This window comes from Pararhodospirillum oryzae, assembly GCF_007992075.1.
Taxonomy (GTDB): Bacteria; Pseudomonadota; Alphaproteobacteria; order Rhodospirillales; family Rhodospirillaceae; genus Pararhodospirillum; species Pararhodospirillum oryzae.
This window is the reverse complement of sequence record NZ_BJZO01000096.1, coordinates 1-13,087: the sequence shown is the minus strand read 5'-3', so window position 1 is coordinate 13,087 and position 13,087 is coordinate 1. Positions and strand designations below refer to the sequence as shown.

At 64.9% G+C, this 13,087-nt stretch carries 16 protein-coding genes and 1 tRNA gene; 5 read left to right on the top strand and 12 right to left on the bottom strand.

Going from position 1 to position 13,087, the window contains the following annotated elements; all coding sequences use genetic code 11:
* Window positions 1–86: 86 nt before the first annotated feature.
* The 8 genes from cowN to rplM all read right to left on the bottom strand — a co-directional run bounded on the left by cowN (window position 87) and on the right by rplM (window position 6,904).
* Window positions 87–434, bottom strand: coding sequence for a N(2)-fixation sustaining protein CowN (cowN, locus tag ROR02_RS14170; RefSeq protein WP_147164694.1), 348 nt, complete (start codon window positions 432–434; stop codon window positions 87–89).
* 329 nt (window positions 435–763) lie between these two features.
* Window positions 764–1,273: a peptidylprolyl isomerase gene (locus ROR02_RS14165; RefSeq protein WP_147164697.1), complete on the bottom strand. Its 510-nt coding sequence runs from the start codon at window positions 1,271–1,273 to the stop codon at window positions 764–766.
* Window positions 1,274–1,427: 154 nt separating this feature from the next.
* A complete protein-coding gene (gene coaD / locus ROR02_RS14160) occupies window positions 1,428–1,961 on the bottom strand; it encodes a pantetheine-phosphate adenylyltransferase (protein WP_147164693.1) in 534 nt (177 codons plus the stop codon).
* On the bottom strand, window positions 1,951–4,716 hold the full coding sequence (gene gyrA, locus ROR02_RS14155) for a DNA gyrase subunit A (protein ID WP_147164692.1): 2,766 nt from the start codon (window positions 4,714–4,716) through the stop codon (window positions 1,951–1,953). The genes coaD and gyrA overlap by 11 nt, the downstream gene beginning before the upstream one ends.
* 312 nt (window positions 4,717–5,028) lie before the next feature.
* Window positions 5,029–5,105 (bottom strand) — tRNA-Pro (locus ROR02_RS14150).
* Between the two features lie 132 nt (window positions 5,106–5,237).
* The gene (locus ROR02_RS14145; RefSeq protein ID WP_218032826.1) at window positions 5,238–5,855 is read right to left on the bottom strand and encodes a LysE family translocator; all 618 of its coding nucleotides are present in this window, start codon (window positions 5,853–5,855) and stop codon (window positions 5,238–5,240) included.
* Between the two features lie 101 nt (window positions 5,856–5,956).
* Entirely contained in the window at window positions 5,957–6,436 is a 480-nt protein-coding gene (gene rpsI, locus ROR02_RS14140; protein WP_147164691.1) for a 30S ribosomal protein S9, read from the bottom strand.
* A 3-nt stretch (window positions 6,437–6,439) separates the two neighbouring features.
* Window positions 6,440–6,904 (bottom strand): 50S ribosomal protein L13, encoded by a 465-nt coding sequence (gene rplM, locus ROR02_RS14135; RefSeq protein WP_147164690.1) that lies wholly within the window; start codon window positions 6,902–6,904, stop codon window positions 6,440–6,442.
* Between the two features lie 369 nt (window positions 6,905–7,273).
* Between rplM and ROR02_RS14130 the strand changes: the two genes are divergently transcribed.
* Window positions 7,274–8,086 carry an enoyl-CoA hydratase gene (locus tag ROR02_RS14130; RefSeq protein ID WP_407672660.1) on the top strand — a complete coding sequence of 271 codons (813 nt, stop codon included), beginning with the start codon at window positions 7,274–7,276 and terminating at the stop codon, window positions 8,084–8,086.
* Window positions 8,086–8,574 carry a CHAP domain-containing protein gene (locus ROR02_RS14125; protein ID WP_147164689.1) on the top strand — a complete coding sequence of 163 codons (489 nt, stop codon included), beginning with the start codon at window positions 8,086–8,088 and terminating at the stop codon, window positions 8,572–8,574. Before ROR02_RS14130 ends, ROR02_RS14125 begins: the two co-directional genes overlap by 1 nt.
* A gap of 218 nt (window positions 8,575–8,792) precedes the next feature.
* Here ROR02_RS14125 and pufA read toward each other — a convergent pair whose 3' ends face one another.
* Window positions 8,793–8,945 carry a light-harvesting antenna LH1, alpha subunit gene (pufA, locus tag ROR02_RS14120; protein WP_147164688.1) on the bottom strand — a complete coding sequence of 51 codons (153 nt, stop codon included), beginning with the start codon at window positions 8,943–8,945 and terminating at the stop codon, window positions 8,793–8,795.
* A 100-nt stretch (window positions 8,946–9,045) separates the two neighbouring features.
* Window positions 9,046–9,195 (bottom strand): light-harvesting protein, encoded by a 150-nt coding sequence (locus ROR02_RS14115; protein ID WP_147164687.1) that lies wholly within the window; start codon window positions 9,193–9,195, stop codon window positions 9,046–9,048.
* Window positions 9,196–9,671: 476 nt separating this feature from the next.
* Between ROR02_RS14115 and ROR02_RS14110 the strand changes: the two genes are divergently transcribed.
* Entirely contained in the window at window positions 9,672–10,139 is a 468-nt protein-coding gene (locus ROR02_RS14110) for a YbjN domain-containing protein (protein WP_147164686.1), read from the top strand.
* A gap of 22 nt (window positions 10,140–10,161) precedes the next feature.
* On the opposite strand, the gene ROR02_RS14105 is transcribed toward ROR02_RS14110, so the two are convergent.
* Together ROR02_RS14105 and ROR02_RS14100 are read right to left on the bottom strand one after the other, a co-directional pair.
* Window positions 10,162–10,464, bottom strand: coding sequence for a hypothetical protein (locus ROR02_RS14105; RefSeq protein WP_147164685.1), 303 nt, complete (start codon window positions 10,462–10,464; stop codon window positions 10,162–10,164).
* Window positions 10,465–10,497: 33 nt separating this feature from the next.
* A complete protein-coding gene (locus ROR02_RS14100; RefSeq protein ID WP_147164684.1) occupies window positions 10,498–11,022 on the bottom strand; it encodes a DUF192 domain-containing protein in 525 nt (174 codons plus the stop codon).
* Between the two features lie 487 nt (window positions 11,023–11,509).
* On the opposite strand from ROR02_RS14100, the gene ROR02_RS14095 reads away from it, so the two are divergent.
* Both ROR02_RS14095 and ROR02_RS14090 read left to right on the top strand, forming a co-directional pair.
* On the top strand, window positions 11,510–12,214 hold the full coding sequence (locus ROR02_RS14095) for an ABC transporter ATP-binding protein (RefSeq protein WP_456152348.1): 705 nt from the start codon (window positions 11,510–11,512) through the stop codon (window positions 12,212–12,214).
* 7 nt (window positions 12,215–12,221) lie between these two features.
* Window positions 12,222–12,998, top strand: a complete 777-nt coding sequence (locus ROR02_RS14090; RefSeq protein WP_147164682.1) for an ABC transporter permease — start codon at window positions 12,222–12,224, stop codon at window positions 12,996–12,998.
* Window positions 12,999–13,087 lie beyond the last annotated feature (89 nt).

The following is a 13,087-nucleotide window of genomic DNA, read 5'->3' as shown; positions in this document are numbered from 1 at the left end:
CTCGGATTACTCTAGGAAAGCGCGGGGCGCGTTCGGGGATGTCGCTCCCCTGAAAAAACGCCCTTAATCTCGTAAAGAGATTATTTCTAAAAACACTCCTCCTCAAGTTTCTTGAGGGCGGCGAGGGCTTCCTCGTCGTCCTGGTCCTCGAACAGCTCCACCATGTAGTAAACATGGGAGTGCAGCAAAAGCAGCTTGTCGGTGATCGCGTTTTCTCCCTGCTCGGCCTGGGCCAGCCGGGTCTTGAAGCGCTCCCACAACGCATTGGCATGCTCGGGATCGTCAATGTAACGCTGCAGGTGGTCCATCACCCGGCGCATGTTGCCTTCAAAATCGATGGTGCGGAAACTCACGTACCGTTCTGGAACGGCGTAGGCACTCCTCCCCTCGGTGCCGGAAGGCGACGATGGGCTGGGGCTCGAAGAGGTGGTCATGAAAGGGCACCCTTTGTCTTGGAGAGGGCCGTGGACACGGGCCAGGCCCCCCCGGGAGAATGGAAAGGGGGAGGTCGGTAAACGGTGCCATTGACGCCCGACAAGAACAATCGCCCGCGCGTGAACCGCATGCGGCGCGCACGAACGGGCAGCCTTTTGCATGAATGACATAAAAAAGGGCCCCGAGCGGATCGGGGCCCTTTTTGTTCGTGTGCGTTCAGATCCACGAAGGGACAGGTGCGACGCCGCACCACCCGAACCTGAAACACCAGGGGACGGCGCCACATGCCTGAAAAAGCACGCCAGTCCCCCACCCGAGAAAACGGGCTTTATTCCTTGACGTCGGCGGCAACCTGCATCTTCACGATGCGGTCGGGATCGGTCACGCTGCCGTTGGCGCGGGGATCACCCTTCTTGATGCGGTCCACCAGATCCATGCCTTCAACCACCTGACCCCAGATGGAATACTGACCATCCAGGTGGGTGGCCGGGGCCAGCATGATGAAGAACTGGCTGTTGGCGCTGTTGGGATTGCTGGTACGCGCCATCGACAGCACGCCCCGCACGTGGCGGGCCTTCGACGAAGGGCTGAACTCGGCCGGCAGGTCGGGCAGATCCGAGCCGCCCCGCCCGGTGCCGGTGGGATCACCCCCTTGCACCATGAAGCCGTCAATCACCCGGTGGAACGGGGTCCCGTTGTAAAAGCCCTGACGAGTCAAGGTCTTGATGCGTTCCACATGCTTGGGCGCAAGATCGGGGCGCATCTCGATGACGACCCGGCCATAGGGCAGGTCCATGTACAAGGTGTTTTCCAGGTCGGCGGCGGCGGCTTCGGTCATGACGACTCCCAGGCTGGCCAAAAGGACGCTTATGGTCCGCAAGAACGAAAACAAACGCTTCTTCATCAAGGTCCCCTTCGTTTCAGACAGAAAACCAGCAGAAGCTTCCAATGAACGGGCCCCCGCGCCGGCGGGGGAGTTCGGGCCTGCGCGATCAGGACACCTCGCCGGTCCCGGCCTGGGCATCCAGCTCGGCGAAACGGGTGAGCAGATGACGGTGCACCGAGGCGGGCACGAATCCGGAGATGTCGCCACCCAGACGCCCGATTTCCTTGACGAAGCGCGACGAAATGAACTGGCAGCCCTCGGAAGCCATCAGGAACACGGTCTCGATCGAGGCATTGAGGCGCGAATTCATGCCGCACATCTGGAATTCGTATTCGAAATCCGAAACCGCCCGCAGGCCCCGCACCAGCATCGATGCCCCGCGCTGAACCGCGAAATCCATCAACAGGTTGGAAAAGGGCACCACCTCGATGCGGGCACCCCTGGCGGTCAGGGGCGCCAGGACTTCCTCGACCATGGCCACCCGCTCGTTGAGCGAGAACAAGGGACCCTTGCCGGCGTTGGCCGCCACCGCCACCGTCAGACGATCGACCAGCCGCGTCGCCCGGGCGATGATGTCCAGGTGGCCGTTGGTCACCGGATCAAAGGTGCCGGGATAAATCCCGATCCGCTCATGACCCATTCTCGATCTCCGTTCCCTGCTCCGGATTCTCGTCCGGTTCCCTGTCCTCGCCGGTCCCGTTGCCCTCGGTTCCGTCCCCGCCCGACACATCCGACAGCGGCGCCACCGACACCACCCGTTCGCCCTCGGACAGGCGGAACAAGGTCACGCCCTGGGTCTTGCGGCCGGCGATGCGCACGTCGTTGACCGGCATGCGGATCAATTGCCCGCCATCGGTGATCATCATCACCTGGTCGTCGTGGCCGATGGGGAACGAGGCCACGACCTCGCCGTTGCGCTCGCTCATTTCAATGTTGGCGATGCCCTGGCCGCCGCGTCCGACCACCCGGTATTCATAGGCCGAGGTGCGCTTGCCGTAGCCGCGCGCGGTCACGGTGAGGATGAATTCCTCGACCACCGCCAGACGCTCGAACTCCTCGGGGCTCAGGGTTCCGGGTTCGGCGTCCAGGGTGCTGTCGTCCTCGCCCTCCCCGCTGGCCCGGCGCAGGGCGCTGGCCTGCTTGAGGTAGGCGGCCCGTGCCTCGGCCGAGGCCTCGACGTGGGTAAGGATCGACAGGCCGTTGACCCGGTCGCCATCGGCCAGGCGGATTCCCCGCACCCCGGTCGAGGTGCGTCCGGCGAACACCCGGACCTCGGCCACCGGGAAACGGATGGCCTTGCCCTGGTTGGTGGTCAGCAGCACGTCGTGGTTTTCGGTGCAGGTGGCCACGCCCACCAGATGGTCGCCCTCATCCAGCTTCATGGCGATCTTGCCGTTGGCCATGATGTTGGTGAAGTCCGACAGCCGGTTGCGTCGGACGTTGCCGGTTTCGGTCGCGAACATCACATCCAGGTCGCCCCAGGTGTCTTCGTCCTCGGGCAGAGGCATCACGGTGGTGATGCGCTCGTCCTCGGACAAGGGCAGCAGGTTGACCATGGCCTTGCCCCGGGCCTGGGGGGTGCCCAGCGGCAGGCGGTAGACCTTGAGGCGGTAGACCAGTCCGTCGGACGAGAAGAACAGCAACGGCGTGTGGGTACTGGCCACGAAGATCGAGGTCACGAAATCCTCGTCGCGGGTGGACATGCCGGTGCGCCCGCGCCCGCCCCGGCGCTGGGCCCGGTAGGTGGCCAGCGGCACCCGCTTGATGTAGCCGGTGCTGGTGACGGTCACCACCATGTCCTCGCGCTGGATCAGGTCCTCGATGTCGTGTTCGAACTCGTTTTCCTCGATCTCGGTGCGCCGGGGCGAGGCGTAGGCCTCCTTCATTTCGACCAGCTCGGCGCGCAGGATTTCGTACAGGCGTGCGTGGGAGCGCAAGATGCCCAGGAATTCCTCGATCTTGAGGCCGATCTCGCCCAGTTCCCCGTGAACCTTGTCGCGCTCCAGGCCGGTCAGGCGGTGGAGCCGCAGGTCCAAGATGGCGCGGGCCTGTTCCTCCGACAGCCGGTAGCAACCGTCGACCACGGTGCGCCCGGGCTCGTCGATCAGACGGACCAGGGGCTCCACGTCCTCGGCCGGCCAGTCGCGGGCCATCAGCTGATCGCGCGCGGTCTGGGGGTCGGACGCGGCCCGGATCAGGGCAATGATTTCGTCGAGGTTGGCGACCGCGATGGCGAGGCCGACCAGGGTGTGCGCCCGCTCGCGGGCCTTGCCCAGCTCGAAAATGGTGCGCCGCCGGATGACCTCCTCGCGAAACGCGATGAAGGCTTCAAGCATGGCGCGCAGGGTCATCAACTGCGGCCGCCCGCCGTTGAGCGCCAGCATGTTGACCCCGAACGAGCTTTGCAGGGGCGTGAACCGGTAGAGCTGGTTCAGCACCACCTCGGCCACCGCGTCGCGCTTGACCTCGATCACCACGCGCACGCCGCGACGGTCGGATTCGTCGCGGATGTCGGAAATGCCTTCCAGCTTCTTGTCGCGCACGAGGTCGGCGATTTTTTCGACCATCGCCGCCTTGTTGACCTGGTAGGGCACCTCGGTGACCACGATCGCCTGACGGTCGCGGGCCATGTCCTCGATCTCGCAGCGCCCGCGCATGACGATCGAGCCGCGCCCGGTCAGGTAGGCGGCGCGAATGCCGGCCCGTCCCAGCACCAAGCCCCCGGTGGGGAAGTCGGGGCCGGGCACCAGGGTCAGCAGGTCCTCGTCGGTCAGGGACGGGGTGTCGATCAGGGCGCAACAGGCGTCGATCAGCTCGCCCAGGTTATGGGGCGGGATGTTGGTCGCCATGCCCACCGCGATGCCCCCGGCGCCGTTGACCAGCAGATTGGGGAACCGGGCCGGCAGGACAACCGGCTCGCGGGTGGTTTCGTCGTAGTTGGGCTGGAAATCGACCGTGTCCTTTTCGATGTCGTCCAGCAAGCTGTGCGCCGCCTTGGCCAGGCGGGCCTCGGTGTAACGCATGGCGGCGGCCTTGTCGCCGTCCATGGATCCGAAGTTGCCCTGCCCGTCGATCAAAGGCAGGCGCATGGAAAAGCCCTGGGCCATGCGGACCATGGCGTCGTAGATCGCCTGGTCGCCATGGGGATGGTACTTACCCATGACGTCGCCAACGATGCGGGCCGATTTGCGGTAGGGTTTGTTGAACTCGTATCCGTTCTCCTTCATCGAGAACAAGATACGGCGGTGGACCGGCTTCAGGCCGTCACGCACGTCGGGCAGGGCGCGGCTGACGATCACGCTCATGGCGTAATCCAGGTAGCTGCGCCGCATTTCCTCGGCGATGGAAACGGGGGAGATGTCCGGATCGGTCGGATTTGGCGGGTTGGTGCTCAACGCTGAACGATTCCATCACGTCCCGGCGTCCACGCCCAAGGAATGGGGCGGAAGGCCGGGGGGAAACCGGATTGACGTCAACCCGGTGGGAAGGCCGGCCCCGAACGAGCCGCCTTACCTGAGAAAGTCGCGGGACTGTAGCAGACGCCACGCCCCCCGGCAACGGCCGACTTAGGTCATGCCGGGGCTGTTTACCCCTTGATCTGGAATTGTTTTTCCGTGCAGTGCCCCGGAGGTCCGCCCCCCTTCCCCCGTGGCCCGCGCCTCAAACGGAAAAGGCGCCCCAAGGGGCGCCCATCCGATGAAATAAGTTGGTCGGAGCGACTGGATTCGAACCAGCGACCCCTTGACCCCCAGTCAAGTGCGCTACCAGGCTGCGCCACGCTCCGACCGAAGCAATCGCCCTGACCACAAGGGCCCTGGCGAGGGGGAGGAACCCGGTGTCCCGGGGTCCGTCGGGAGGCGCAATGTAGCCAGAACCCCCCTCCCCGGCAAGAGAAAAAAACGCGATATCGGTTTTTTTAGCGCTCGCTCAGCGCGAGCCGCACGCCGAACAGAACGAACATCCCCGCCATGGTGCGCCGCAGCCACGTAACCACCCGAGGGCGCATCAGCAGGGCCTCGCGCACCCGCGCCGCGAACAGACCGTACATCACGAACACGACCAAGGTCACGAACATGAACACCAGCCCCAGCACGGTCATGGTCAGCGTGCCCCCGGCCGCCTGGGCCGGCACGAACTGGGGCAGGAACGCAAGGAAGAACACCGACAGCTTCGGGTTCAGCAGATTGAGCGCGATCCCCCGGCCAATCACCGTCCGCGCCCGGGCGGGCACGCGCGGCCCCTCGTCCAGGCGCAAGGCATTCTTGTCGCGCCACAGTCCCCAAGCCATGTAGAGCAAGAACGCCACGCCCAGGATCTTGAGCCCCTGGAAGGCCAGGGCACTGGCATGCAAGACCGCCGCCACGCCCAGCACGGCGGCCAGCAGATGAGGCACGATCCCCAGCGTGCAGCCCACGGCGGCAATCGCGCCTTGCCGTGCTCCCCCCGCCAATCCCATGGTCAGGGTGTAAAGCACGCCGGTCCCCGGAATCAGGGCAACGACCAACGAGGTGAGCAGGAATTCGGGACTGATCATCAAAAAGCCCTCCCTTGGGGTGGCGATGAAAGCAGGCCATGAAAAAAGGGGCCCCACCAACCGGTTGGGGCCCCCGATGCCATCCGGCGAAAAACCGCCGGTTAGCGCTTGGAGAACTGGAAGCTGCGGCGGGCCTTGGCGCGGCCGTACTTCTTACGCTCGACGGCGCGCGGGTCGCGGGTCAGGAAGCCCACGGCCTTCAGGGCCTTGCGCAGTTCGGGATCGTAGTCGCACAGGGCGCGGCTGATGCCGTGACGCAGGGCGCCGGCCTGACCCGACAGACCACCACCGGCCACGGTGCACACCACGTCGAACTGCTGGGCGGTGTTGGTGACCACGAACGGCTGGTTGATCACCATGCGCAGCACCGGACGGGGGAAATAGGCGTCCAGATCACGGCCGTTGACCGTGATGCGCCCCGACCCGGCCTTGACCCACACGCGGGCCACGGCGTCCTTGCGTCGACCGGTGGCGTAGCTGCGCCCCAGTTCGTCGCGCTTGGGCTCGCGGCGCTCGGGAGCCGTCGCGATCGATCCCGCCGCCTGCTTCAGATCCTCGAAGGACTTGATTTCGTCGGCCATGGATCAGGCGCTCCTCTTGTTCTTCGGATTCAGGGCGGCCACGTCCAGGATCTCGGGCTGCTGCGCCTCGTGAGGATGGGCCGGGCCGGCATAAATGCGCAGCTTGCCGAACTGGGCCCGGGCCAGGGGACCGCGCGGCATCATGCGCTGCACCGCCTTGGAGATCAGGCGGTCGGGGTGGGCCCCGTCGCGGATCTGCCCCAGGGTGCGGCTCTTGATGCCACCGGGATGGCCGGTGTGCCAGAAAAACCGCTCGTTGGCGGCCTTGTTGCCGGTCAGGTGAACCTTCTCGGCGTTGATGACGATCACATGATCGCCCGTGTCGATGTGAGGCGTGTACATGGGCTTGTTCTTGCCCCGCAGCAAATCAGCCACGATCACGGCAAGACGGCCGAGAACGACGCCTTCGGCGTCGATCACGTACCACTTCCTTTCCACCTCGGAGGGCTTCGCGGAATAGGTTCTCATTGTTTCTTTCTTTGTTGCTTCCGACCAAGCCCGCGCCCGGACGTGTCGGGATCGGACGACTGGGCGGCACCATAACAAAAGAGGGATCGCCTCCCTTGCGGGAAGCGAGGGGGCGGAGTATGCCAGGATCGCCGGCCCTGTCAACACACATTTTTCACTTATAAAACAGGGGACTACGAGTGAGGTATTTGGATGCGCCAGCCTAGTGGCCTGATTTGCGGTTCTTTTTCTCGTTTTCTCCCGACACGGTGCCAGGATCCGCCTTTTCGCCGCGCCTTCCATTGCGCGCGCCCTCGGGCCCGCGATAGGTTTTGGGGCGCCTTGCGCGCGGCCTTGCGTCCGTTCCCGACAGACCAGGAGGCTTCCCCCATGAGTGCCCCCACGAGCGCCCCCATGATGAGCGCATGCGATCCGATCTTGCTTGCCGAGACCCACGAGGGCGTGCGCACCTTGACCTTGAATCGCCCCCAGGCCCGCAACGCCTTGTCGGTGGCCCTGATGGGCGCGTTGCAGCAGGCCCTTGACGACGCCGGTGCCGACGACGCGGTGCGGGTGGTGATCCTGGCCGCGCGGGGCCCGGTTTTCTGCGCGGGCCACGATCTGCGTGAAATGCGGGCCAACCCCGGCGCCGTTGCCTACGAAGCCCTGTTCACCCAGTGCGCGCGCCTGATGATGACCCTCGTGCACCTGCCCAAGCCGGTGATCGCCTGCGTGCACGGCATGGCCACGGCGGCCGGGTGCCAGCTGGTGGCCTCGTGCGACCTGGCGGTGGCCGCCGAGGAGGCCCGCTTCGCCACCCCGGGCGTCACCATCGGCCTTTTTTGCTCCACGCCCATGGTCGCGCTCAGCCGGGCGATCGGACGCAAGAAGGTGATGGAAATGCTGCTGACCGGCGAGCCCCTCGACGCGTCCACCGCTCTTGCCCATGGATTGATCAACAAGGTCGTGGCCCAGGCGGATCTCGTGCGCGAAACCACCGCCCTGGCCCGAAGCATCGCCGACCGCTCGCCCTTGACCGTGGCCCTGGGCAAGGCGGCGTTCCAGCGTCAGATCGACATGCCCCTGGAACAGGCCTATGCCTATGCCAGTGCCATCATGACCCGCAACATGATGGCCCGGGATGCCGAGGAAGGCATTGACGCCTTCCTGGAAAAGCGGGCTCCAACCTGGTGTGGACGTTGATGAAACCGGTCTTTCTCGCAGTCTTGCTTCTGGTGGCCGCGTGCGCCGCGCCCCGCCCCCCCGAAGGCCCCCGGCGCATGGCCGTCCCCCCCTACCCCGACCAGAACGGCTTTGTGTGGTGCGTGCCCTATGCCCGCTATGTTTCGGGGGTGGCGCTTCAAGGCGACGCCGACGAATGGTGGTATAAGTCAGGCGCGAGCTATGCGCGCGGCACCGAGCCCCGGCTGGGCTCCGTGCTGGTCTTGCGTGCCGGGTCGCGTCTGCCCGACGGGCACGTCGCCGTCGTCACCACCTTGGAAGACGCGCGCCACATCCAGGTCAGTCATGCCAACTGGGGATGGGACGGCAAGACACGGGGCAAGGTTTACGAAAACATGCCCGCCGAGGACATTTCCGCCGCCAATGACTGGAGCCTGGTGCGCTTTCTTCACCCGGAGGTGGGCACGTTCGGGCGCCCCTACCCCGCCTACGGCTTCATCTACCCCTGAACCGACAACTACCCCTGAACCGACAACGGGGCGACCGACACCGGGCAGCGGGGGATCGCGAGGAAAAAGCGATCCCCTTTCCTTTGTTTGCCCGGCGCGACAACCCAGGCTCAAACGACAACCCGCCCGCTGGCCGATGCCACCGGGCGGGAGGGGATCATGCGATCCGGCTTACGCTCTTCCCCCGGAAGGGGAAGACCCAGCTCAAGAAGAAAGCCTTACAGGCCCTTCTCGATGAAGCCCTTGAACAGGTACTGGGACAGCGGGCCACCCATGGCGAACAGGTGAATGATGGTCACCACGACGACCAGGATACCAGCGCTCGCGAACAGGGCCTGAGCGGGGTTAACCAGCAGCCAAACTCTCCACATGGCATTCGCCTCCAAAAAGCAGGGAAAGACAAAAAACCAAACCAGCCTTGGCGATCACACTCCCCGGGAGCCCGCCCGGAGAAGAGGATCTCCGGTTCTCTTAGAACCAGGGCAGGTAGGTGTAGGTGAAGATGTGAGCGAAAGCGGAGAGCACCACCCACACGCCCAGGCCCTTGGTGTACCAGCAGTGGAATTCCTGGGCTTCGGCTTCGGTCAGACCCGACGGGTAAACCTTGGTGTTGTCAGCCATGATAATCCCTCCACAAGATCGTTGGTGAAGCCAGCCTGGATAAGGCCGACATTCGACAAAGGGGTAGGACTTAACTTCAAGAAAGACATGAATACATGGATGCATCCCGTTTCTTTCTCGAAGTGGCGAGAAACACTGTTGTGTCCGCCGCCCGTCTTGATGAGGACAATACCAAGCCCGCCGGGGGTGTCAAGCGAGAATATGGCTGAAATGTGTTTGGGATCCGCTCCGATTCAAAACGAACCATGTTCTAGAACTTCAGTTCATTCGCCGGCCATGGCGAACAAAAAAGGAACATCAGCCGCCCGGGGGAGGACCGGCCAAAACCAGGGCGCGTTTTCAGTGATTTCATCCCCTTTGTTTCGCGATGCCGGGCCACGCCCATGGCCACGGCTTGAAGAGCCTCCCCCTTCGACCTAAATGGCTTGGTTCCCCTCCCGACACGCCGGACGAGGGAAGAAGAGGAAGGACAAGCGATGAGCCAGCTCAAACACGCCACGGCGCTTGCCCTGGCGGCGGCGATTGTGGTGGGCGCCTGGGGGCTGCCGGCCCGCGCGTGGGCGGAAGGGCCCGTGGTGGAGCACCTCACGGCTTCCCAGGTTGAACAGATTCTTCAAAGCCAGGGGTTCACCAACATCACCACCGATCAGGACGGCGATCTGGTCGTCATGATGCAAGGCGTCAAGGTGTTGGTTCTGATTGGATCAAACAAGGGCACATCCATCGACATGCAGTTTTCGATGTCGGGAACCCAGGCCACGATGGAAAAAGTCAATACCTGGAACAAGACCCGTCGCTATTCCCGGGCCTATCTGGATGACGACGGGGATCCGGTGCTGGAGGCCGAGCAGGACCTGGCCGGCGGCGTGACCACCGCCCGCCTGGTCGATTTTTTCCAAACCTTTGTCCAATCCCTTTCCACGTTCAGCCGGGAGGTCCTGTAACGGGCGACTCCCGAGCCGCTCTTCAGCCCGTCGACGAAAGCTCAGCCTGGGCGGCGGCCAGGGCCTCGCGGCCGGCCTCGGTCAGGCGGTACAAAAAGGGATACTCGATTCGGAACCCCTCGGGATGGCGGTCGGGCTTGGGGGCCCACATGCGTTCGCCTTCCAGGAAACGGCGGCGGATCAACAAGTCGGCCACCGCGCCGTCGCCCACCAGTTCCCCCGAACGCACATCGACGATTTCGATTTCCGGCCAAAGGTTATCCCCGGGCCGCAACCCCGGGAAGGGCGCCCCTTGCAAGATCCGGATTTCCTCGGGCGTCAGCATGAGTTTCTTCCTTTCCTTTTCCACCCATCGGCGTCACAGACCGCCCTCAAGCAGCGGATGACGGACCCGGTCGCCGGCTTCGAGCGATAAAAGCTCGGCCGTGCCGGCGTTGATTTCCAAAACCGCCGCGGCCGGAAACGGCGCCGTGATCAGGCTTTCGTCCTGGGGCTTCGTGTTGCGCACCACATGCACGATCCAGCCGCGATCATCAAGAAACAGCATGTCCAGCGCGACCAGGGTGTTTTTCATCCACATGGTTCGGGGCGCCGTGTCGCCCCACACGAACAGCATGCCGGCGTCGGCGGGCAGATTCTTGCGATACATCAACCCCACGGCCCGCTGCTGAGGGGTGGTGGCCACTTCCACCTCGAACGGAACCTGGCGCCCGTCCTGGGTTTCGATCACCAGGTGGGAACGGGGCAACGGAGCGGGCTCGGCCGCCCCCCCCGGCATGGAACCCGCCGCGCCCTGGCCCCAGGAAGGGGCCAGGCCCCCCAGCACGATCACGGCAACGATCGCCATGGCCTTGAGAGGCTTCATCATCTGACTCCACGTCATGCGCTTCGCTCCTTGATTGATAAAATTGAAAACAAAATACTGGTAAATATATATCAATAAAAATTCATTATTCTTGCCGGAAAGACGTTTTATACTTGCAAGAAAGAATTCTCGGGATTAATATTTGTCCCAGGTCGCAAGGGGAGAGCCCCCGGCTTTCATAGCTGATCTCCTTGTCGATCAAAAGCCCAGCCGGGAAACGCCCCCGACTGCCCCCTGTTTCCCGGCCGGATGGACGTCGCGCAGGTCTTCCTGCGCGACGTTCCTCTGTTCAGGCCCTGCGCGATCCTCGCCGTCTTCCGCCCTGAAAGTGGTTTCCCGGGGGCGAAAAAAGCATTAGGGATGATCGGACCCTCGGCCCGATGCGATGAGTCGCCTTGTCATGCCCCCCGCCCCTGCCCTCCCGCCCCCTTCCTTGCGCGCGTCCGCGGGGCCTGAACGAGGCCTGCGGGTTTTCATCGACCGACTCGACCTCGGGGACCGTCCCTTGTTCCAGGATCTGACCCTGGAAGCGCCCCTTGGGGCCTGGACCTGCCTGCTGGGCCCCAGCGGAGTCGGAAAAAGCACCCTTCTGCGCCTGGTCGCGGGCCTGGAAACCGGGGGCACCCCCGGCCCGAACACCCGGATCACCGACGATACCGGACAGCCGCTGGATGGCCGATGCGCCTACATGGGCCAAGGCGATGGCCTGCTCCCCTGGCTTGATGCCGTGCGCAACGTGGCGCTGGGGCCCCGGCTGCGCGGGCGTCCCACCCCGGCCGACCGGGACCGGGCCCTGGCGCTGCTGGCCCAGGTCGGGCTGGCCGCCCACGCCCATGACCGGCCTGGCACCTTGTCGGGCGGCATGCGCCAGCGGGTCGCCCTCGCCCGGACCTTGATGGAAGACCGGCCCGTGGTCTTGATGGACGAGCCGTTCAGCGCCCTGGATCCCCCCACCCGCCTGCGCCTGGGCGATCTCGCCGCCACCTTGCTGGCCGGGCGCACCGTGATCCTGGTCACGCACGACCCGCTGGAGGCCCTGCGCCTGGGGCACCACGTGCACGTGCTGGCCGGCCGCCCTGCCCGCCCGGGCGATGCGATCCGGCCCGACGGCACGCCGCCACGCCCCCCCGGCAGCGCCGCCGTTCAAACCTGGCACGCGCCCTTGCTGACCCAGTTGGCGAAGGCCCTGGACACAGACGAGGAGAGGTAAACGCGCCATGCTCTCCTGGAAGCGTCTTGGCGCCCTGCTGGGCCCCCTGAGCGTGGGGGGGGGCCTGCTGGCCCTGTGGCAGGGCGCCGCCCACCTTGCCGGCCACCGCAGTTACCTTTTGCCCTCCCCCGGGGAAACCCTGGCCGCGTTGATCGCACGCGCCGACCTGCTTGCCCACCACGCCGCCGTGACCGGGCTGGAAATCGGGTTGGGTCTGGTGCTGGGCAGTCTTCTGGGCTGCCTGGCTGCCCTGGCCATTGCCCTTTCGCCCCTGGCCCGGCGCGTGTTGCTGCCCTTGCTGGTGATCAGCCAGGCCATTCCGGTTTTCGCCATCGCCCCCTTGCTGGTGTTGTGGCTGGGCTATGGGTTGGCGAGCAAGGTGGCCATGACCAGCCTGATCTTGTTCTTTCCGGTCAGCGCCGCCTTCCTTGATGGCCTGCGCCGCACCGAACCGGCCTGGCTGGACCTGGCCCGGGTCATGGGCGCCTCGCCGCTCGCCACCTTGCTGCGCATCCGGGTTCCGGCCGCCCTGCCCGCCCTGGCCTCGGGCTTGCGCGTTGCCACCGCCGTGGCCCCGATCGGCGCCGTGGTCGGCGAATGGGTCGGCTCCAGCGCCGGCCTGGGTTATCTCATGCTCCATGCCAACGCACGCATGCAAGTCCCCCTGATGTTTGCCGCCCTGGCTGTTCTTGCCACGTTTTCCGTGCTGCTTTACGCGACCGTTGACCGGGTGCTGCGCGCGCTTTTGCCCTGGCAGGCCGACAGCCTGCCAAAATCTTGGTAGCGAGGCCGACAGCCTGCCAAAACCGTGGGAACGGCCCCGTCGCGAGAAACCGCACGATGCCGCCCCTTCCCCTTGAAGAATGATTCTTA